The sequence below is a fragment of the Burkholderia sp. BCC1999 genome (genome assembly GCF_905339975.1).
Taxonomy (GTDB): domain Bacteria; phylum Pseudomonadota; class Gammaproteobacteria; order Burkholderiales; family Burkholderiaceae; genus Burkholderia.
Genome location: NZ_CAJPHP010000032.1, coordinates 20,375 through 42,884, shown reverse-complemented (window position 1 = coordinate 42,884; position 22,510 = coordinate 20,375). Strand labels below are relative to the sequence as shown.

Annotated in this window: 16 protein-coding genes; 8 read left to right on the top strand and 8 right to left on the bottom strand. The window is 55.0% G+C overall.

Features of this window, described 5'->3' with window-relative positions; all coding sequences use genetic code 11:
* Nucleotide 1: 1 nt before the first annotated feature.
* From yidD to rpmH, 3 genes are all read right to left on the bottom strand, one after another.
* Entirely contained in the window at nt 2-268 is a 267-nt protein-coding gene (gene yidD / locus U5809_RS31880) for a membrane protein insertion efficiency factor YidD (protein WP_059232865.1), read from the bottom strand.
* A 75-nt stretch (nt 269-343) separates the two neighbouring features.
* Nucleotides 344-805, bottom strand: coding sequence for a ribonuclease P protein component (gene rnpA, locus U5809_RS31875; protein ID WP_322089448.1), 462 nt, complete (start codon nt 803-805; stop codon nt 344-346).
* Between the two features lie 15 nt (nt 806-820).
* On the bottom strand, nt 821-955 hold the full coding sequence (gene rpmH / locus U5809_RS31870) for a 50S ribosomal protein L34 (RefSeq protein WP_004198824.1): 135 nt from the start codon (nt 953-955) through the stop codon (nt 821-823).
* A gap of 421 nt (nt 956-1,376) precedes the next feature.
* Here rpmH and dnaA point away from each other — a divergent pair, with 421 nt between their 5' ends.
* The 8 genes from dnaA (at nt 1,377) to U5809_RS31830 (ending at nt 14,345) form a co-directional block, all read left to right on the top strand.
* Nucleotides 1,377-2,951 (top strand): chromosomal replication initiator protein DnaA, encoded by a 1,575-nt coding sequence (gene dnaA / locus U5809_RS31865; RefSeq protein ID WP_322089447.1) that lies wholly within the window; start codon nt 1,377-1,379, stop codon nt 2,949-2,951.
* Nucleotides 2,952-3,119: 168 nt separating this feature from the next.
* On the top strand, nt 3,120-4,226 hold the full coding sequence (gene dnaN, locus U5809_RS31860; protein ID WP_006756934.1) for a DNA polymerase III subunit beta: 1,107 nt from the start codon (nt 3,120-3,122) through the stop codon (nt 4,224-4,226).
* Nucleotides 4,227-4,418: 192 nt separating this feature from the next.
* Complete coding sequence (gene gyrB / locus U5809_RS31855) at nt 4,419-6,893, top strand: DNA topoisomerase (ATP-hydrolyzing) subunit B (RefSeq protein WP_322089479.1); 2,475 nt, start codon at nt 4,419-4,421, stop codon at nt 6,891-6,893.
* A 731-nt stretch (nt 6,894-7,624) separates the two neighbouring features.
* A complete protein-coding gene (locus U5809_RS31850; RefSeq protein WP_322089446.1) occupies nt 7,625-9,655 on the top strand; it encodes an AAA family ATPase in 2,031 nt (676 codons plus the stop codon).
* Nucleotides 9,656-10,123, top strand: a complete 468-nt coding sequence (locus U5809_RS31845; protein WP_322089445.1) for a hypothetical protein — start codon at nt 9,656-9,658, stop codon at nt 10,121-10,123.
* Nucleotides 10,124-10,125: 2 nt separating this feature from the next.
* Complete coding sequence (locus U5809_RS31840; protein WP_322089444.1) at nt 10,126-12,258, top strand: DEAD/DEAH box helicase family protein; 2,133 nt, start codon at nt 10,126-10,128, stop codon at nt 12,256-12,258.
* Nucleotides 12,259-12,362: 104 nt separating this feature from the next.
* Nucleotides 12,363-13,196, top strand: a complete 834-nt coding sequence (locus tag U5809_RS31835; RefSeq protein ID WP_322089443.1) for an HNH endonuclease — start codon at nt 12,363-12,365, stop codon at nt 13,194-13,196.
* 9 nt (nt 13,197-13,205) lie between these two features.
* Nucleotides 13,206-14,345: a DGQHR domain-containing protein gene (locus U5809_RS31830; protein WP_322089442.1), complete on the top strand. Its 1,140-nt coding sequence runs from the start codon at nt 13,206-13,208 to the stop codon at nt 14,343-14,345.
* A 140-nt stretch (nt 14,346-14,485) separates the two neighbouring features.
* Here the strand turns inward: U5809_RS31830 and dndE are convergent, their stop codons facing one another.
* From dndE to U5809_RS31805, 5 genes are all read right to left on the bottom strand, one after another.
* The gene (dndE, locus tag U5809_RS31825; protein WP_322089441.1) at nt 14,486-14,866 is read right to left on the bottom strand and encodes a DNA sulfur modification protein DndE; all 381 of its coding nucleotides are present in this window, start codon (nt 14,864-14,866) and stop codon (nt 14,486-14,488) included.
* Nucleotides 14,863-16,854 (bottom strand): DNA sulfur modification protein DndD, encoded by a 1,992-nt coding sequence (dndD, locus tag U5809_RS31820; RefSeq protein ID WP_322089440.1) that lies wholly within the window; start codon nt 16,852-16,854, stop codon nt 14,863-14,865. The genes dndE and dndD overlap by 4 nt, the downstream gene beginning before the upstream one ends.
* 11 nt (nt 16,855-16,865) lie before the next feature.
* Entirely contained in the window at nt 16,866-18,398 is a 1,533-nt protein-coding gene (dndC, locus tag U5809_RS31815; protein ID WP_322089439.1) for a DNA phosphorothioation system sulfurtransferase DndC, read from the bottom strand.
* Entirely contained in the window at nt 18,395-19,528 is a 1,134-nt protein-coding gene (gene dndB / locus U5809_RS31810) for a DNA sulfur modification protein DndB (RefSeq protein WP_322089438.1), read from the bottom strand. The genes dndC and dndB overlap by 4 nt, the downstream gene beginning before the upstream one ends.
* Nucleotides 19,529-19,651: 123 nt before the next feature.
* Nucleotides 19,652-22,228: a DNA phosphorothioation-associated putative methyltransferase gene (locus U5809_RS31805; protein WP_322089437.1), complete on the bottom strand. Its 2,577-nt coding sequence runs from the start codon at nt 22,226-22,228 to the stop codon at nt 19,652-19,654.
* Nucleotides 22,229-22,510 lie beyond the last annotated feature (282 nt).

Below are 22,510 nucleotides of genomic sequence, written 5' to 3'. Positions count from 1 at the left end.
CTCAGAGTCGATGGGACCGCGCGTCGGCTTCGCCGCTAGCGCGAGTGTCGGAGTTGGGCGGCGGGACGAGGTCGATGCCGCCCGCGGAAAACGGATGGCATCGGCACACGCGCCTGACGGCGAGATACGTGCCGCGCGCGGCGCCATGATACTGGATTGCCTCGCGCGCGTAATCCGAACAGGAAGGATAAAAACGGCAACGGTTGCCGAGCATCGGGCTCACGGCAACCTTGTAGAAGCGCAGCAAGGCGATCAATACCGTTTCCATACCTTGGGCGGCGCCGTAAGACGCCGCGTCAAAACCGGCCGGGCAGGCGCGAACGCCGCACCGGGCACGGATGCGTCACTCGGACGCGGGCTTCGACGCACGGCGGGCGATTTCCCGGACTGCCCTGTCGAGCAGTTCGCGGATCTCGGCCGTGCACATCGCCGCGAGCGGGGCGGAAGCCGCGCTCGGCAGCGCTTTCTTGTCGAAGCGCGTGTGCTGCCGCAGCAGCAGGTCGTAACCGGCGAACTCGGTCCGGCGCAGGCGAAACGCATCGCGCGCCAGCCGCTTCACGAGGTTACGTGTTACTGCACGCGGCGCATACTTCTTGCCGACGACGAGCCCCAGACGCGCGGGCTGACCGGTCGGCTTGCCGTAGATCACGAAGTGCGCGGAGCGCCGCCAGGGGCGCAAACGAAAAACGGATGAAAATTCATCCGTTTTCAGAAGTCGCGCAGCTTTCGGGAAGGCGGCTTTCGTCTGCGACGGATTCGCACCCGGCTCGACGGCACCTTCCGCAGGACTGCGGACGGCGGACACAGCGCGCAACCTGCCTTAGATGGCCAGGCGCTTGCGGCCCTTCGCGCGGCGAGCGTTGATGACCTTGCGGCCACCTGCCGTCTTCATGCGGACACGGAAGCCATGGGTGCGCTTGCGGCGCGTCACGGACGGTTGGTAAGTACGTTTCATGATGTTCTCACTTGTTCGAGAATGTCGAAATTCAGGGGACCGCGTGCCCTTAACCGGAGGCATTCGGGCGAACGCAATCGCCGGGAATACAGGATTGGTTTTCGCGGAACCCGCTATTTAAACCGTTTTTCCGTTGACGGTCAATACTTTAGGAGTCGATCGCCTGTGCAAGCCCCGGGCGATCCGGCCCCGCGCCCCACAAACCCGGCCTGTGGATAACTCGCGCTGTGGCCGCGTTTGGCGGTAGAATCTCGCCTTATCTCCAAGAATCCCGCACGCCGCTTCGGCCCGCGCCTGCCCCTCCACGACTGTGACGCAGGCGTCCGAGGCACGCTCGCACGACCGCTTCGGGCCTTGTTGCGCAACCGCGACAAGGGCGCCGGCGAGCCGCGCTGTGCACGCAAAAAACGACAGTTACTTGATGAACGATTTCTGGCAACACTGTTCCGCACTGCTGGAGCGCGAGCTGACGCCCCAGCAGTACGTGACGTGGATCAAACCCTTGGCCCCGGTGGCCTTCGATGCGTCGGCGAACACGCTGTCCATCGCCGCGCCGAACCGTTTCAAGCTGGACTGGGTCAAGAGCCAGTTTTCGGGCCGCATCTCCGATCTGGCCCGTGATTTCTGGAATGCGCCGATCGAAGTCCAATTCGTCCTCGATCCCAAGGCAGGCATGCGCAGTGCACCGCCCGCGACCGGCGCCGCACCGGCTGCCCCGCGCGCGCCGCTGGCCCCGAGCGGCCCGGCCGCGACGGTCGCCGCGATCGCCGCCAACCTCGCCGCGAATGCCGCTGCCGCGCCGGCCGACGTGCCGATGACGCCATCGGCGGCCGCCGCGCACCACCTGAACGCCGACGACGCCGACATCGACCTGCCGAGCCTGCCCGCGCACGAAGCAGCCGCCGGCCGCCGTACGTGGCGACCGGGCTCGGGCGCCGCGCCCGCCGCCGGCGGTGAAGCCGATTCGATGTACGAACGCTCGAAGCTGAACCCGGTGCTCACGTTCGACAACTTCGTGACCGGTAAGGCGAACCAGCTCGCGCGCGCCGCCGCGATCCAGGTCGCGGACAACCCGGGCATTTCGTATAACCCGCTGTTCCTGTACGGCGGCGTCGGCCTCGGCAAGACCCACCTGATCCACGCGATCGGCAACCAGCTGCTGCTCGACAAAGCTGGCGCGCGGATCCGCTACATCCATGCGGAACAGTACGTGTCCGACGTGGTGAAGGCGTACCAGCGCAAGGCGTTCGACGACTTCAAGCGCTACTACCACTCGCTCGACCTGCTGCTGATCGACGATATTCAATTCTTCTCCGGCAAGTCGCGCACGCAAGAGGAATTCTTCTACGCGTTCGAGGCGCTGGTCGCGAACAAGGCGCAGGTGATCATCACCAGCGACACGTATCCGAAGGAAATCTCGGGCATCGACGATCGCCTGATCTCGCGCTTCGATTCGGGCCTCACCGTCGCGATCGAGCCGCCCGAGCTGGAAATGCGCGTCGCGATCCTGATGCGCAAGGCGCAGTCGGAAGGCGTGAACCTGTCGGAAGACGTCGCGTTCTTCGTCGCGAAGCACCTGCGCTCGAACGTGCGCGAACTTGAAGGCGCGCTGCGCAAGATCCTCGCGTATTCGAAGTTCCACGGCCGCGAGATCTCGATCGAGCTGACCAAGGAAGCGCTGAAGGACCTGCTGACCGTGCAGAACCGGCAGATTTCGGTCGAGAACATCCAGAAGACCGTCGCCGACTTCTACAACATCAAGGTCGCCGACATGTATTCGAAGAAGCGCCCCGCGAACATCGCGCGGCCGCGGCAGATCGCGATGTATCTCGCGAAGGAACTCACGCAGAAGAGCCTGCCGGAAATCGGCGAGCTGTTCGGCGGGCGCGATCACACCACCGTGCTGCACGCGGTGCGCAAGATCGCCGACGAACGCAGCAAGGACGCGCAGCTCAACCACGAGCTGCACGTGCTGGAACAGACGCTGAAGGGCTGAGCGCGCGGCGCGCTTGATAATTCGGCCTCCGCCCCAATTTAAGGGGGGCGGTTCGGTTTTGAGGCACAATACTGGTTTGACCGCCCCGGTGGTGGCGGGCCAAGAGCCCGGCCGGCGGGGCGCTGCGAGGCTGCTGCGCTGCAGGCCGTTACTCAACGAAGGAACTCTATGCAACTGGTCAAGACCGAACGAGACACCCTCCTCAGGCCGCTGCAAACGGTCAGCGGCATCGTCGAACGCCGCCATACGTTGCCGATCCTTGCCAACCTGCTGATCACCAAGAACGGCCCGGACGTTTCGTTCCTGTCGACCGACCTGGAGCTGCAGATCACCACGCGCGCCGATTTCGGCGTCGGTGGCGACCAGGTCGCGACCACCGTCGCCGCCCGCAAGCTGCTCGACATCCTGCGCGCGATGCCTGACGGCCAGGTCACGCTGTCGCTCGCCGACAAGCGCCTCACCGTTCAATCGGGCAAGAGCCGTTTCGCACTCCAGACGCTGGCGGCCGACGAGTTCCCGACCGTCGCGCAGGCGAAGGATTTCGGCGCGACCCTGACCGTCCCGCAGAAGTCGTTCCGCCAGTTGCTCGGCATGGTCCACTTCGCGATGGCGCAGCAGGACATCCGCTACTATCTGAACGGCATGCTGCTCGTCGTCGACGGCGACCAGCTGATGGCCGTGGCCACCGACGGCCACCGCCTCGCGTTCTCGTCGATGAAGCTCGAAGGCGGCACGTTCGGCCGCCAGGAAGTCATCGTGCCGCGCAAGACGATTCTCGAGCTGCAGCGCCTGCTCGAAGACATCGACGACACCGTCACCATCGACATCGCGCAAACCCAGGCCAAGTTCACGTTCGGCCAGGTCGAGCTCGTGTCGAAACTCGTCGAGGGCAAGTTCCCCGACTTCCAGCGCGTGATCCCGAAGGCGCACAAGAACACGTTCGAGATCGGCCGTGAAGAACTGCAGCGTTCGCTGCAGCGCGCGGCCATCCTGACCTCGGACAAGTTCAAGGGCGTGCGCTGCATCATCGCGCCGGGCCAGCTGAAGATCATGTCGACCAACGCCGATCAGGAAGAGGCGCAGGAAGAACTGGAAATCGCCTACCAGGGCGATACCGTCGACATCGGCTTCAACGTCACGTATCTGCTCGACGTGCTCGCGAACCTGAAGGTCGACACCGTCCAGGTGAGCCTCGGCGATGCCAGCTCGAGCGCGCTGATTACCGTGCCCGAGAACGACGAGTTCAAGTATGTCGTGATGCCGATGCGCATCTGACGCGCACGACATCAAGACACACACCAGGGGGCGGCAAGCCCCTTTGGCGTTTTTATGGCGAACCGACAACCCGTCCCTTTGGTGCCCTAACGGCGCCTCGGACGGGCCAGGAAAACTGGAGCGGCCCGGCGTTTTCGCAAGAAAACGCACCGCGCCGCCGCTTGAGTGGCCTCGCAGAACCGGAAGATATCCATGAGTGAACAGCACAATTCGCAACCCGATAACAGCAGCTACGGCGCCTCGTCGATCCAGATCCTCGAAGGTCTGGAAGCGGTGCGCAAGCGCCCCGGGATGTACATCGGCGACACGTCGGACGGCACCGGTCTGCACCACCTCGTGTTCGAGGTGCTCGACAACTCGATCGACGAAGCGTTGGCCGGGTACTGCAACGACATCCACGTGACGATTCACGCCGACAACTCGATTTCCGTGACCGACAACGGCCGCGGGATTCCGACCGACGTGAAGATGAACGACAAGCACGAGCCGAAGCGCAGTGCTGCGGAAATCGTGATGACCGAGCTGCACGCCGGCGGCAAGTTCGACCAGAACAGCTACAAGGTGTCGGGCGGCCTGCACGGCGTGGGCGTGTCGTGCGTGAACGCGCTGTCGAGCTGGCTGCGCCTCACCGTGCGCCGCGACGGCAAGAAGCGTTTCATGGAGTTCCACCGTGGCGTGGCGCAGGATCGCGTGCTCGAGACGGTGGACGGCGTGGAAGTGTCGCCGATGCTCGTGACGGGTGACACCGAGAACCGCGGCACCGAAGTGCACTTCATGGCCGATCCGACCATTTTCGGCACGGTCGAGTATCACTACGACATCCTCGCGAAGCGGATGCGTGAGCTTTCGTTCCTGAACAACGGCGTGCGGATTCGTCTCACGGACCTGCGCTCGGGCAAGGAAGACGATTTCGCGTTCGCCGGCGGTGTGAAGGGCTTCGTCGAGTACATCAACAAGACGAAGACCAACCTGCACCCGACGATTTTCTTCGCCAACGGCGAGAAGGACGGCGTGGGCGTCGAAGTCGCGATGCAGTGGAACGACAGCTACAACGAAAACGTGCTGTGCTTCACGAACAACATTCCGCAGCGCGACGGCGGCACGCACCTGACCGGCCTGCGGGCCGCGATGACGCGCGTCATCAACAAGTACATCACCGACAACGAAATCGCGAAGAAGGCGAAGGTCGAGACGACCGGCGACGACATGCGCGAAGGGCTGTCGTGCGTGCTGTCCGTGAAGGTGCCGGAGCCGAAGTTCAGCTCGCAGACGAAGGACAAGCTGGTTTCGTCGGAAGTGCGCGCGCCGGTTGAAGAAGTCGTGGCGAAGGCGCTGGAAGAGTTCCTGCTCGAAACGCCGATCGACGCGAAGATCATCTGCGGGAAGATTGTTGAAGCCGCGCGTGCGCGGGATGCTGCGCGGAAGGCGCGTGAGATGACGCGCCGCAAGGGCGTGCTCGACGGCGTTGGTCTGCCGGGCAAGCTCGCGGACTGCCAGGAGAAAGACCCGGCTAAGTGCGAAATCTACATCGTCGAGGGTGACTCGGCAGGTGGCTCGGCCAAGCAAGGGCGTGATCGCAAGTTCCAGGCGATCCTGCCGCTGCGCGGCAAGGTGCTGAACGTCGAGAAGGCGCGCTACGACAAGCTGCTGTCGTCGGAACAGATCGTCACGCTCGTGACCGCGCTTGGGTGCGGCATCGGCAAGGAAGACTACAACCTCGACAAGCTGCGCTATCACCGCATCATCATCATGACCGACGCGGACGTGGACGGTGCGCACATCCGGACACTGCTGCTCACGTTCCTGTATCGCCAGATGCCGGACATGATCGAGCGCGGGTATGTGTATATCGCGCAGCCGCCGCTTTACAAGATCAAGGCGGGCAAGGACGAGCGGTATCTGAAGGATGATGTCGAGCTGAACGCGCATATGCTGCGGTTGGCGCTGCAAGGGTCGGAGCTGGTGCCGGGTGAGAATGCTGCTGCGATTTCGGGCGATGCGCTTGGGGAGTTGGCGCGGTCGTATCTGCTGTCGCAGAGCGTGATCGAACGGTTGAGCCGGTTGTATGACCCGGCCGCGCTGGAAGCTGTCATGGATGGGGTGGTGATCGATCTTTCCACTGAGGCTTCGACTGAGGCTTCGGCGAAGGCTCTTCATGCTGCTTTGCATGATGATGCGCTGAAGAACGAAGTGCGTGTGGTGCCTTCGTATGATCCGGTGCGCGAGCAGCGGTCACTGCATGTCGAACGTACTCATCACGGCAACGTGCGAGTTTCGGTCATCGATCAGGAATTCCAGCACACGGCGGATTATCAGCAGCTCGTGACCACCGCGAATACGTTCAAGGGGCTCATCGGCGAAGGTGCGGTCATCAAGCGCGGTGAGCGCAGTATGGCTGTTGCGGACTTCAAGAGCGCGATGAAGTGGCTGCTGGCGGATGCAGAGCGGAATGTTTCGAAGCAGCGGTATAAGGGCCTCGGCGAGATGAACCCCGAGCAGCTGTGGGAAACGACGATGGATCCGGCCGTGCGGCGTCTGCTGCGTGTGCAGATTGAGGATGCGATTGCTGCGGATGGGATCTTTACTACCCTCATGGGGGATGATGTGGAGCCGCGGCGAGCGTTTATCGAGTCGAATGCGTTGCGGGCGGGGAATATTGACGTTTAACTCATACTGTAGTCGTAGGGCGCCAGAGTATGTGCGACTGGCGCCACAGTTTTGCGACTGGGCGACAAAGTTGGTGCGACTGGCCAACTTGGGGCGAACATCCAATAATTGTTGGCGAATCGTTCAAAAAGTTGAAGTTTGACCCAGATGGAGCAAGTCGACGCCGAAGCGCGTCGAGATACCGAGCTCCGTGACAGCTACGCGTGTGGGAGCACTCGGTGGCGGAGGCGTTTCATCAGTAGTTGACGAACAACGATGCCCGAACGCAGCAACGAGACACGTTCGCAGGTATTTGGGCCCCAGCAAGATCATGACCGTATCGTGTTCAGGCTGGAGCCAGTTGAGGGCTCTGCACAAGGCTGGTCAGCCGTTCGCATTCGCAGATTTCCTGCCTGCTAAGCACGAGAGGGCCCCGATAAAATGGCATCACCGCCATGGTCAAAATGGTCATGACCTAGGACAAAGGACTTTGAGCAATGTTGGGGCCAACGTCGCTTTCATATTAGATCCGCGCTTAAGCCTCAAATAGTTGATAAAAATGAATCATGATAAACAGGGGTCAACAAGATGCAGCCACTTTCTCCTGATTTTCTCGAGAAATTCCTCGGAAGCGCTTTACAACTCGAAAAACGATATGCCCATGAACAAGCAGGAGTTCAGCGGGCACGTCGAGAGGAGTTGAAGCGCTTGCTTGATCGAATGGTATCGGAGCACTTGGAGGGCGCACAGAAATGAGACTAGACAAAATACGCCTCCAGAATTTTCGACAATTCTATGGAGACCAGAGCATTCAGGTCGCGCCACCGGGTAACAAGAACGTTACACTGGTCCACGCCGAAAATGGAGTAGGAAAGACTACGTTACTCAATGCAGTGCTTTGGACGCTATTCGAAGAGACGACCTCAAAATTTGAAGAGAAAGAACAAATTCTCAACTACGTCGCCGAGAAAGAGGGAATCCAAACTGCAACTGTCGAAGTAACATTCGAGCATGAGGGGGCTATTTACCTTGCGAAGCGCGATTGCACAACTGCTCGCGGCAACGGAAGATCGCGCTTCTCAATAGTCAAAATAAATCCGAATGGCACTTTTTCGGATGCACTCCCCAATCCCAGCACATTTATTAATTCCGTCATCCCCCGGGAAATGGCTCGTTATTTTTTCTTTGATGGCGAGCAAGCGGAGACATACGCCTCTCAAACGAATTCGAAAGCAATATCAGAAGCAATTCGCAATGTCTTGGGATCCTCACTTGTAATCGAGACGATCGCCGACCTAAAATACATTGAACGAAAATTCGGTGAGGAACTGGCTCAGCTCCCCGGCGAAGCTGAAATAACACAATTGGAAGACTCGGTACTCGATATCGATAAAAGAATCGCTCAAAACGAACTGCGAGTTGAGGAGCTAACCAATAATATTTCTGCCCTGGAGCATCAGCTCACCGAAATAGAGCAGAAACTGGCTGCGGCGCAAGAATCTGCCACGCTAGAGGCGGGACGTAGGGCGATAGTTGGGCAGCTCGAGGGTTGTGAATCGCAAATTTGCGAATGTCGGGCAAACATCGAAAAATGGGTCGGTAGCAAAGCTACCGCTCTTGTCTCTCTCTCGCTCACCAGCCGTGCTCTCGACTTTGTCGACGAAGAAAGCCTACGTGGCCGCATTCCGAGTCCGTATAACGAAGAGTTTGTCAAAGGACTCCTCCACGCGGAAAACTGCGTTTGTAACCGACCGTTATTGCCAGGCACACCCGAATGGGTATCCGTCCAAAATCTGCTAAAAGATGCGGCGAACGTTGAGATTTTAGAGCGGGTTGTCCGAGCGCGTTCTCGAGTGATTGCGCTTACGGAGCAACGCGAAGATGCACCGGCATTGCTGTTGTCCTATCAAGAAAAATTGGCCACTTTGCTTGAGCGACGATCAATGTTTGAGCAGCAAAAAGTCGAAATAGAGACGAAACTTGCAAATCTTCCCGTCGCCGAGCTTCAGCAAAGGGAATTCGCAAGACGGCAAGTATCACGCGATCTCGAAAATACCAAAATGGAGCGAGTCCGAATTCAGCGTGATATCGAGCACGACACGAATGAAAAGACAGCAATCAATCGAAAGATCGCAGATCTCGCGCTGGAAAGCGTGCAAGCACGCCGATTGGTGATTCGGAAGGAAGTTGCTGACCGCGCAGGTGCAATGTTAGTCGAACTCCAACGAACCTACGAGCATGACGCTAGACAGCAAATAGAGAGTGCAGTGAACGAGATACTGCGTCTCGTGGCACGCCGGCATTATCGAATTGAGATTAGCGAGACATTCGACATTCGATTACTGATGGAGGATGGCCGACCGTCCCCAAAGAGCAGCGGCGAGAATCAACTAATGAGTCTCGCGTTTATCGCAGCCCTTGTTCAATTGGCAGAAAGCCGTAGCCAACTAAAGGATGCTGGGCCTTACATTCCTGCTACAGTTGCTCCGCTCGTGCTTGATTCTCCGTTTGGGCAACTTGATGACAAGTACAGGCTAGACACCGTTGGTTTTGTCCCCAAAATGTCCCCACAAGTCGTATTATTAGTGTCTACATCACAGGGTAGTCAGGATGTCCGCTCGGCGATTGCAGGACGTGTTGGCAAGGAATATGTACTGATCGCTCATAATTCCGGCTCCCAGGATGGAAAAGCAGATGACTTGCTAGAGGTCGGTGGCGAGCTGGTAAAGACGACTCTTTACGACAGCGAGCGTAACATGACTGAGATTCGCGAGGTGCTTTAAATGAGGAATATCCGACGCGCGGCTGCACATGAAGATATCTTTCGATTATTGACAGAAAGATCGCAGCAATATGGGAATCGCCCGATATTCGTCACACAACGGGATCTGCTTTGTTTCTGTGCAGTTCTCGGCGTTCATATTGGAACTCGTCTGACGCTTCCCAGTGATACGCATGATCTCGACGGGCGGGTCTTTGAAACGCACGCTCCTTCCTCTGACATTATATATTTGGTTGCGTTAACAGAAAGTCGAGACGCTACAATCCTGGCACCGGATCGCGAAGACGAGATGCTCAGAATTTTTGAAGAATACGCAGCAACAGGCTTACGTACCATTTCAGAATGGTTCACAAAAACATCATCCGACGTATACGGCCTTGACGCCCTACTCAACGGATTTACCGACAACGGCTTCATCAAAAATCCGACCATTAACATTGAGCAAGCCATTCAAGACGTGACTTTCTAGCCATGCTAAAGTTACTCAAATTCAAAGGAGTATATCGATCCGAGAGTGACAATTTGCTAGAGGACTTTTACGTCCCTGCCCTCTCTCAGTCTGTTCGATATGATCGCGCCGTAGGTTTTTTTTCGTCCGCGATGCTTTCATACGCGGCAGAAGGCATCTCGAAGCTATTAGAAAATGGCGGTCGGATGAGGTTAATTTTCGGAGGGGAGATCTCTGAAGATGACCTTAATGCAATGACGACGGGATACGAAATGCGATCCTCGATCCAGAAACTTGGACTTGAATTTGTCTCGACAATAGAACAGACCGCGGATCGCCTAGCTCATTATCGACTAACCGCATTGTCATGGATGGTCGCCAATGGCTGGCTAGATATAAAGTTGGCTCTGAAACGTCGCGGCATGTATCACGAGAAGATTGGCATTTTTACGGATGCAAATGGCGATCAAGTGGTATTTCAGGGCTCAGCAAATGAGACTGCGCATGCATTATTGCCAGATTTTAATTTTGAATCGATAAATGTCTTTCCAAGCTGGCGAGTCGAGCTGAGTGATCACTTTGTGCCATATATTGATGGCTTTGAGCGCCTCTGGAACAACACCACCCGAGATACAATCGTCGTCGATTTTCCTGAGGCGGCCAAAGCGAAGCTCATAGAGATCGCAAAAAGCTCCAAACCGCCCACGTCACAAGGGGAGCGGACGTTATGGTTGGAAATGCAGCGGCGCCAACAAGGGGCGAAAGTTCGTACGGAAATATCGGTACCTGCATTCATCGACGGACGCCCATTCAAGATGCAAGAGCATCAACTAAAGGCTCTTAATGCGTGGCGGGCGCGGGAGTTTCGCGGAATACTTGCCATGGCGACAGGATCGGGGAAAACTTTCACCGCAATTTATGGTGCGGTACGCATATTTCAACAAATCAAACGATTATTTCTCGTTATCGCAGTTCCGTATCAGGCACTCGCGGATCAATGGGTCGATGAGCTGACGCGGTTCGGGATACAGCCTATCCGTTGTTACGAGGCGCGTGAGTCTTGGTACGACGAAATCACCCAACGTGCGCAACTTTTCAAAGCTGGCGTTGTTCCCTTCATCGCTTGCGTGGTGGTCAATCGGACATTGGCAACACCTGCATTTCAAGAAATTTTAGAGCGGGTGGACGGAAAAACGTTGTTATTCGTTGGTGACGAATGTCACAACCATGCTGCGGAGAATGTCTCGTCGGCTTTGCCCCTCCAAGCCCAAATGAGGCTCGGACTCTCTGCAACTCCGGAACATTATTTTGACGTACAACGTACATCTCGGCTCACCAGTTACTACGGCGAAATCGCTTACGAATATACTCTCGCTGAAGCGATGGACAAAGTCCTGTGCCCGTACAGGTATCACCTGCATTTCGTGGAGCTCACGCACGAAGAAGCTGAACGCTACGTCGATCTATCTCAAAAATTGGCTCGTATGGCGGCAAATGATGATGCAGCAAGCGTCGAGCGCAGTGGGGATAGCTCAATAGAGATGCTCCTCTTTCAGCGTGCCCGATTACTGGCCAATGCGGAAGGAAAAATCGATGCTTTAATGAAAGCCCTGTCAGACACCTCCCCCAGTCCGTTTTATCTCTTCTTCTGTGGCGACGGCGCCGTAGAGGGAAACGATGATAATGGAATCGAGCGCCAAGCAGATATCATTTCGAAAAATCTCTTTAATTTGGGTTGGCGCGTTGCTCACTTTACATCACGACAAAGTGCGCGCACACGCCAAACCGAATTGGAACGCTTTCGCATCGGAGAGACCCAAGCCCTCGTGGCAATTCGATGCCTGGATGAGGGGATCGATGTTCCTGACTGCCGAGTCGCACACATACTTGCTAGTGGACGGAATCCTCGTCAATTCATCCAACGGCGGGGACGTCTGCTCAGATCTGCCCCGGGCAAAGAGGAGGCAGTGATTCATGACTACGTTGTGATGCTGCCCGATCTTGATTTGGGTGTCCCAACTCTAGAGCGAAACCTATTTTTGGCTGAACTTCGCCGTGTCGCTGAGTTTGCGAAATTGGCGAAGAATAGAGGCGAGGCGTACATGATGTTGCGCCCGATTTTGAAGCGATACGATCTAGAGCATTACTTGATTTAACGAGATTCTATTTCTTCAAGCAATTTCTGAAGGGAAAAATCCGAAAAGCGACAGATGATATGATTCAGATCGATGGCTTGCCAGAGCCATTTTAGGATCATAAATTGCACATCCTTGAATCCGACAAAATGAAGTATTTCGATCACATCGCAGAGACTTCCGGGGAGCGCCTTTTTCAGTTGATTATGAGGGAGCTGTATGGAAACAATGCAATGATTTCACTGCAGTCTCTGCCGATGCTAAGCTTCGGCGCTCGTTCCGAGTATTTTTCAGATTTGTTTATTGGAATTAGCTGCTTCAATATCCTCGCAAGGATGATCAAAAAGGCTGAGCGAATCAGATCCATCGACGATCCCAACTTACATCAACCTGAAATGATTCGATATATGCAGGCAAGCTTGGGAATTCCTCGTCGAAGTGAATCCGACGCCATTCAACGCATTGCGAGTATGGCACTGGTTGCGGCAGCTGATTCAAAGAGGAAGATTTCGGATGCAGTTAAAGACGCAGTCTGTGCAGGACGCACGGAGCTTAATTGTTATATTTGCGGTGCAATAGTTCTCCGTAAGACCGAGGACCCCGATTCGAAGGCCGAGTTTGAGCATCTGTGGCCGGCGAGTTTTGGTGGAAATAGCATTGCGGAGAATTTGCTACCAGCCTGCCCTGCATGTAATCGAGCGAAAGGTCATATGCTCTTGTGGCAAACCGGTCATGTTTCGTCTTTTGTCTTGAAGCCACAGCCGTCAGAGGAAGAGCTCAAGTCGATTTCCAGACGTGAAAAGATTGCGAAGCACACTATGAATATTTACGACCACGCGTGTCGCGATGGCACCTCTGTTAAGATAGCCGCACTTGCAGTTGGGCCAGTCAATATGTCACAAATTACGCAACATGACGTTGAAGACTCCGTTGACTTCTTCAATTTCAACTTTTACTAGGCATTCGATATGGACTATCCATGCATCGTTTTCTCGCAGCGCCAAGAGGAAGAAGCACCTCGATTCTGTGTTTTCCGGGCGCCCGTTGGAGAAGTAATCTCTTGGACCACAATTCCACGCTTGTCTCCCGAAGATACTGAGGGAATTCAAAGAGCTCGAAATAATTTCAAGGTTCGAGCAATACGAAAATTCCTCGTCGATGATAAGCGAAACACTATTCCAACTGCGATCGTTCTCACGTTCACACCAGGTAGCTATACACTCTCACCAGTGGATGGACAAGCTGATTTTCAGAAGCTGACGATCGACCCAGAAAATCGTGATGGCGTATTTGTAGTTGATGGACAGCATCGCCTCTACGGATTGAATGAGTTCAATCCGGAGTCTGAAGTTCCAGTAGTTGCGATTCTCGATTCGACAAATGAGGAAAAGGCATTCCAATTCATTGTCATAAATAACAAGGTTTCCAAAGTCGCCCCCGACCACATTCGAGCTCTGTCGCTGAATTTTACCGATAGTGACGGAAATGAGGGACTGGAAGGACGACTGAAGACTGCACGACTTTCTTTAAGCAGAAATATTAGTTATGTCGGTGCAGCGAATGAATCTGATGAGAGTCCGTTCCGTGGAATTGTTGCGCTGCCGGCCGTTCCCGAAGAGAACCAAATAGTGGTTCCAGCTGCCATCGAATCTTCTATTGCATATATTCAGTCGAAGAAACTTAGGCAACTAGTTGACGAGGATTCAGAATATGAATTCTTTATTTCCATGTGGTCCACGATTAAGGAAGCATGGAGCAGCGCGTTTTCAAAGACAAGTAAATTACTATCTAAGGTTGGTGTGCTCTCGATGACAAAATACGTCGTCGACACGGTTGATTTCATGGCCAGTTTCAGTGACCACGATTTCAATTTATCCAATTCAGATGATGTTACGAAAGCCGTAAAGCGTGTACTTGCCCTGCAGGATGAACAATTTTGGTTAGCTGATTGGTCCATTTCAATCTCTGACACAAAATCGGTGCGAGACGAAATAGACGAAACTTTAAAAAATATTCAGCAAAATATGCGCTACAAGCAACCATGGTACACAGATCTCAAAATTATCAAGTCCGGGCAAGCAGGTGCCGATGAGGACCAGGCAAGTTGATTAACACATGCCCTGGCCGATAACATTACACCGCCACTCAATTGGTGCACCCACTCGTGGGTGCCCAGTTGGCGGCGGTACCTCACGCCGCACCTCACCGCAACAAATCATCGAATTTGCGGGTCTTTTTTACTGAAATGTCAGCTAGATACCGCGCGTGCGAGTTCTATAAGCAGATCTTCCTCGCGCCGACTTGCCAAGTAGGAAAGTCCACGGTGCAAATGAAGAAGAAGAGCCTGACGAATCGAATTAGGCGTAGGCTGTATCTTGTCTCGCAGTAGTCGCACAATAAGCAAATTACTATATAGACCCTCATTGCCCCCGGTAAAAGTCCGCCAATCAATTTCAAGCCCCCCCGAGAAATTAAAAGTTTCCTCGGGGGGGGCAGATGCGTTCGCGAGTGAAAGACACAATGCGTGCCGACACAGCACATTGTTATGCTCAATTCCGGTTTTTCGCTTAAGTGCAATGAGTTGATTTTTTGCAACAGATGTTAGCTTTACTCGCTCAATCACGCTCATGCGATCTCCAACGTATTCGATCGAATTTCAGGTCGCAAAACGTTCGTGCAACCCAGCTCGTCATCAAAATGTAGGATATATTCCCTATTCATATGCGGACGCAGCGCATCGTATGCCGAACCTTCAACTTCCTCGTCCGTCGACAAGACAAGCACCTGATGCGACACTGTCGCGAAAAATCGCTTGATCAACGAGGTTCGATGCTGCCCATCGAGGCGAGCGAGGGGGGTATCAACGACTACCGGGAAACGCCCCTTTCGCTCCTTGATAAGAGCACTCAGAACAGAGATTGCAAGCATCTGCCGCTCACCAGCAGACATACGATCCATGGGAAGCTCCTGCCCTTTCCCATCCTCAATCTTTACCTGGTAGGTGACAGGATCAACAACTACATTTGATACGAGCTTTCGCTTACGAAGAAGATTCCGGAATTCAGCAGTGATCACACCAGAAAGCCACTGTGCCTTGGATGCGAGAAGCCGCTCTTTAAAAAGGACAAGCGCTCGCCGTGCTCGGGCGGCGGCTTCCAATCCCTTCGCTTCGATCGCCCGGTCCTTGAATTCAGTGTTCATTCTCGCCCGCAGAGAGTTCAAGCGAGCCTGTACGTGATTGAGGCTATTGCATGTATCGGCCAATGCCGCCGTAATGCTCTCGAGGTGCTGTTCGGCAACCGCAACAGCTTGGGACCTAGCCTTCATGGTCAGGAGTACATCGGCAAGTTGCTCGTCGGCGGGGATCTCTCCGAGAGCACGCTCAGCAACATCCAGTGCTCGTTGAATTCCGTCTAGCTCTTTTAGAGTAGTCCGAACACGCAAACGAGAATCTGCGACATTCGAGTTCACCTCTGTTGGATTACCCTCGGCGATGAGAACTGGCTTACGATTTTCGATACTTTTTGCTTTTGCTAAGTCCTGTTTCAGTAGATTTCTCAAAACATCTATCGATTTCCCAGAAACTTCAGTGGCCATTGCCGCCAATATCCGACGGTCCCGTTTCCTGAATTCCTCGCTCAACCTCGCAGTGTGTCGACTTTGTTCGTCGAGACTCCATTCTGTCTCGTACTGCGCCCACATGTCCCCCAGCCAGGCAATGGGCAGCAATGGATCGGACATCGCATCAACTAATGCGTGGTGCATGGACTTCGCCTGCATCCGCGTACCAGTGACATCGCTCCGAATCCTCGCCGCCTGTTCATATGCCGAAAGTCCGTTGCGCTTAGCTTCTGCGATGTAGCGCTCCAACACCAAGCTGGCTTGGTCCAGAGAGTTGCGTGCCGCCGCCTGCTCCTGTAGTTGATCGGCGTGAACACGCTCGAGGGACTCAAACTGGGCATCCAACTCCAACAGGTTTTGCTTAGCAGACTCGTATTCGGTCGAACCACCTTTGCTTCGAAGGACAGTCCTCCGTTCTACAGCTTTGAGGTCGTTGCCCAGCACGTCGATGCCGCCGATCCCTAGGAATACCTCTGTCGCACGTCGCAGCAAATCTGGAAGTCTGTCTGGATTAGCGAGGGCTTCAATCTTTTCGCCATCGAACAAGAATAATTGAACCAATTCTCCTGGGAGAATGTCGCCAATAAAACGTTCCCATCCAGACGTGAACTCCATGTCTTCAGTGCCGTCAATCAGCACGGAAAAGCGCTCGGTGAACGTTGTGCGTCGCAACCACTCGCGGCAGACTGTTACTGTCTGGCGGGTACCCCCAATGTCAATGAGTAGTTCAATTGTGATAACCGCATTGCCTGCAGCATCGGCCCGTTGAAGCGACTGAACTAACTGTTCGTAGTCCGAACGTCGTCCTGAGCTAATGGCACCAGCACCATAGAGACCGACCTGCAATGCCGTCAGCAGGGTCGTTTTGCCACTGCCATTAAGCGCCTTAACGAGAATCACCGGACGCGATGCGGAAACAGAGAGCTCAAGCGTCTGTCGATCCCGAAACGGACCGAAATTCTGGATCGAGATGCTCGAAAAAGTGATTTTTGCCATGAACGAATAAATTACGGGCGATGAGGAGCCGGCTCTACGGGCTCATCCATTAGCTCAGGGGCATCATCTGCCCCAGCAGATGCGATCTCTGGTTCGAGGTTTCCTGGCGGCGTATCGCTTTCCGCTGAGCGGATGTCCCCCTCCCTATTTGAAAGAGCGAACTCAAGGGCCTCGCCTTCATTTCGGAATGCATGAAATTGCAAGACACTCTCCAGACGGTCAAGATGCTTGGAGCGCTTTTGAGTCTGCATAGCCTGGAACTGTTCGCCAAGCAGCGAGCGAGTAAGCTTGTACAGTTCATCCGAGGCGTCCGGATCCAACTCGTTGGCGACCTCCCTAAGGATCGACAAATCGGTGCGCTCGAGCGGCAACGGCTCCACCTCCCTGCCTGGATACTGTTCGCCATAAACCTCTTCAAAGATGCAAGGCACGAGATCTTCGATTTCGCGCTTTTCATCTAGCCAAATTCGGCGAATCTCATCGAGCTCCTCCAATGAGATAAGCTCGATGGCGCCGCTCCCCTGACTACGGGCCGCGTCTTGCACGCCCCTCTGCGTTTTCAACAGCTCTTGCAGCAGCTTTGCTCGATACTCCTGCGTGTACGGACCGTGGACAAGCTCCTCTTTGAAGACCGTCAAACGACCGTTCATTCGACGGAAATCACGTTTCTCGCGATCCTTTACAGCCAGATAACGATTCCGGTAGTCCAGGATCGGCTGCATCCACTGCTTCTGGTCGTCATTTTGGATCATGGCCTGCATCGACTTATCCTGCGTGACCATCGTACAGACATAACATCCGAATCGACTGTCACCGCAACTGGGAGTAGTTTTGTCCACTACGACCGGACACTCAGCGTCGGCTGTGGCGCCACGGTAGATGTTGAACAGCTCTTGATTGTCGACACCCCACGGGTTCGGTTCCGTGATGATGTACTCCCAGACGTCGTCACTACTCCAGGTCTCAATCGGCAGATAGACCCAGACGCGCGCCAACTTAGGATCTTTGTTGCGGCTCAACCGATCGCGCGTACTACCGCTGTAGTGCTCCATAACCTTGTCACGTGCAGCGCTCTCGCCACGACGTTGACCAAGCACAAGAATTGCCTCTCCGCTTGATTCAGAAAGGTCATGGATGAATTGCGTCGAAGCACTAATTTTCAGGCGATCCGTGCACCACCGGAACTTCGGTCGCGGAGCTGGGTAACCTCGGCCAATGAGATTGACCCAGAACCGATTTTCCAATGCTGGGGTAAGGCGATGCGCCTTGAACGGTAAATCCTGATTGGCAGCCGCCAGCTTGATACAGAGGAGCGAATTCTCGACCCATGCAGCGATGATCGGATTTTCGACCAACGTGTCCGTGCTAATCACATGCACTGTCTTGTGCCGACGCTCTTTCGGGAGCGCAGCGACCGCATTCCAGACCAGTTGGAGAGATGCGGTCGAGTCCTTGCCGCCGCTGTACCCAATGATCCAGGGTACCGGATCCGACAGATAGAGATCCTGGATCTCCTTGATGATGTCAGATACTGGAGTTGTCACGTTGTACCTTTCGCTGTACGTCTTTTGCGCTGGGCCCCTTGCCGGGCCGCCATCAATGCCTGCTCCGCCGCCGCCTCGTCCTCAGAAAGCTGAAGACCGAGTACACGCTTGAGCTCGTTTGTCGTCAGGGTGATGTTTTGCCCCGACTTTGCCATAGCGCCGCCAATCATGGCGCGCCCTTCCCAAGTAGCCGCATTCTTGCGGGACCAGTCAACGGCCCGGAGCCTTTTGATCCGTCTCGCTAGATCCGACTTGGGCAACTCGAAGAGCGCCCTTCCTGCTCTCCCGATCGCTTGCAACACAATTGCATGCGAATGAATGAAATCGCGACGAACTTCGCCTGCGGTCATCTTCGACTCACGGACATAGATCCACTCGGGTATCTGCTGCCCGACAAGCTCCCAAAAGTCGAGGCACTTCTTTGTTGCCGACGAAAAATCTTCAAGCTCGTGCTCTGTCAGCAGCTCTACGATCGAATAATGCAGGGCGCTTAGAGTGAAAAGCTTACGGGACCGCTCCGATAGGGATGAGCGCTCCGTCTCGATGAGATTCTTGAATACATCAGAGGTCCTACTGAGGTGCCGCGCCACACTCGCCGCGGCGCTCCGATGATCATAGAGAATGCCTAGCGACGCTGACGGCTTGACTGCGTAGCGATTTAGATCAGCAAACATCTGCTGGCACCGCTCGAGTCCACGATCCAAGAAGAACACCACAGCAATCGTTTCATCGCCGAGCTCGGGAGCTGTTTCCAGCGCCTGCTTTATCGCAGCGTGCCTATGCTGCCCATCGTTCACGATGATTTTGGCTTCCATGGAAACCGACAAGTTTCCCATTCGAAACGATGTTGAGGAGTCCGCCCCCATTGGGGTGAACGTTACCCCTCCGTCCACTGAGGCAGTGATCGCCGAGAACGTGTAGCTATCCTTGTTCTCAACGATGTACCGGACAATCTCCGGGAGACGGGTTTTGTTGAGGGTACGCTGAGCCCTGAGCTCCGGAACAAGCTCTTCGTTGTCAAATTGGAAGAGGCGAGGCAATAGCCGCATCGGGCACATGGAAACGTAGTATTCACGTCCCGCCTGCACCCCTCTGATCGCCGGGAAAACATATGTGAAACCGTCTGCCATAGTGCAGGGGATTCTAGCAGTTTGTGTATGAACACACAAACGTTTGTTGACATGGCCCCACGGTTCTGAACGCCCAGCCATGCCGTCAGATGCTCCCGCGCGCCCTTGCCGCCAGCAGTGAGATCAGCGTAGGGTCATAGTCCTCGGGACCCTACGCCCGTTAGTTGCCTCACGCATCTCATACGCCGCGCCTTGAGGCTTCTCTGAATAGCTGACGTGCACGGGGCGAGCCTTCCCGTAAAAGTACAGTCGATCGAATGACAAGTTTTCCATGATCCAACGACTGACCTCTTCCATGTCCTCGTCCGGGACAATGAAGTCGCACGCAGCGCCTCCCCTGTCGCAAATCCGCCTCCCTCGCGAATTGCATTCATAGGAGGCGTGCTGGTCCAGTTCCGGCGCGATACGTTCCCTGATTTTCTTACTTAACGTATGTGAACAGAATCCATACGTCAGCCTGATACCGCCGAAGTAGTCAATCACTGGGTCCAAGATCTTGGTGGCCAAATCGTGCAACGCGTTGAACGATTCCGGTTGCCGTGGAACATTCTCGAGGTTAGAGCGCAGCTGCGTTTCGCCACACTCGACGAAATCACGGTAGCGGAAATATTTCCCGCATCGCTGCTCCACTGGTGGAATAGTATCGCTTCGCACCAACGAGAAGCCACGGATTGATCGACGACTCAACTCGAGCAAGTCGGCGAGCTCACTCGCCGGAACACCACGCCCGTCTGGATCAAACAGCGCCAGTTGCTCTAGCTCACGATCAAACATCAATTGATCGGCATATCCTGGGTACTCTTCGGTTAGATAGCGCGACTTGTAATATAGATGCGGTTTTTCGTATCTTCCACCGTACTCGAAGACCTCATAGTCTTGCCTTCGTATGTTGATTTTTATGCGTCTGACCAAAAACGGCAGAGGAGACGTATCGAAGTCCTCATACTCGAGCAACGTGAGCTTTCCGGATAATGGATGGACTTTGATCAGCTGGGCAACACCAGCTTCCTCATATATCAAGAGGCCGCATCCGACATATGCGCGAAGCACGACAGGGAGCCGATCTATCGCAACGGTGTGCATGTACAAGGCACCTTCGCTATCTAGCCATCCAATGCCCTGCTCCGCGGCACCCTGACAAGCCAATCGAATTGCATCCGCGTTAGCAGCGTCCATGAGCAACCTCAAGCCCTCTGCCTGCGCCGACCGATAATCGCCAAAGAATGACTTGATGTCTCTCTGCAACCTTGCCTCGAGGGTTTTGTATGATGCTCGCTTTGCGAAATGGCCCATCGCAAAGAAGAGACGGAGATCGTCAGCACGAGCTGTTGCTGCTGCGGTCAACTGGCTTCGTTCGAACTCTGCATCAATCGCACGTAGCGCCCGTTTGTAAGATCCCGCATGCCGCTCAATGTCCGACAAAAATGGAATTTCGTCATGCTCAGGCAGTCGCCCTAGATCAAGCGCTAGACTCCATAAACGCTCGAGCACAATGCGAGCATCGTGCGACAATGGCTCGCGAACGCGCGGCAATTTTCGAGTGCGTGTTCGAGCTTCCTGTTGCGGCCGTTTGAGGATCCGATTTGCCAAGTCTCGGCGTCGATAGCGATTTGCGATGAATCGCTGTTCAACGTCCTTGTCCTTAAACACGAAACATACGCCTGGCCCAACTAGGAAGGCTTCTTGACCAAGCTCTCGTTGAACGTACTGCTTCAGTTCTTCTTGAGAGAAGTACTTCTGAAAGGTGTTCCGAGAAGTACGTACACCATCGCGGTACGGAACCCCAGGCGTCGCCCCGCCCGCCAACATAACGGAAATAGCCAAAACTTCGTCGGCAATACGAAACGCCCGGTGTAACGCGTCGCGGCGCTCCTCAAAATCCTCAATGACATTCAACACGAATCCGAGGTTGACTACATGCGCACGGGCGATCTCACATTCGGCGGCATAGAAAGGATCCCAGCCCCGCACCGAATAACCCAATGCACCCAAGGCCGCCATATCGTCACCTTTGCCGCAACCGTAGTCGAACAGCTCCTTCCCGAGCGATAGCAACGCATGTCGCAGCAAAAGCTGAACAGGCGCTGATAGGCTCACACGACTCAGAGCCGTGAGGTGCCGACGTACCGGAGCGTGTTCAGAAAAATCAGAGTGAGATAAATCTGACTCCTGTTCCTCATTTCCGACGGGCATGAAGTCAGATCCGACGATCTTGTACCCCTTACTTGCAACCAGACGAAACCAATCTTCTCGAAATCCGATCGTTGCCGTTTCGTCGAATAGGCCGAGCGCCTCAGCTTGACGGGTAACCTCCTCAAATTTTGGCCGCATCGGATGCGCAGGCGAAAGCAGCAGCTCTTTACGATGGAGTATCGGAGGGTTTAGTGAGTCGCGATAGGAGCGATATGTAGCCGCGCGATCGTTTGATACGGGGAGAGTCCAAGACTCCAGCAGCACGGGAAACGGGGTCTCGAAAAAATCATCGTATCGGAGCAGCGAGAATCGTGAAGATGAGACGTTCAGTTTGACCACGTTGGCTCGCTCGAGCGCAGTCGCAGGGGCAGATTCGAGCTCCGTTGCAATCGCTATCTTAAGTTCGTCCTCCAAGAACTCGATCGCCGTTCGGTGGACATACCAATCATCGACGACACGCTTGCCGACGCCACCAAACGAGCGTGAGTACGCGAACTTCTTCTCCATCGGACTACCTCCTCTGCTCGATCATCCAAACATTCCGGACGACGTCCCACATCGACGCCGCCTTCCGCGATCGGCACCGCTCACTCGCTTTAGCCATCACTGCTGCCGAAGACCAAGATTTCAGCGTGCCTGACAAGCACTGACTGTACGCTCCTGCTCTGATGTCTTAGGGCACGTTACATCAATCACTTTTTTCTCTCGATTCCCAACCGCGATAGCTCGAAGCCACACCTCGCATCGATACGATCGCTCACCTAGCGCACGCATTTCTAGAAATTCTGG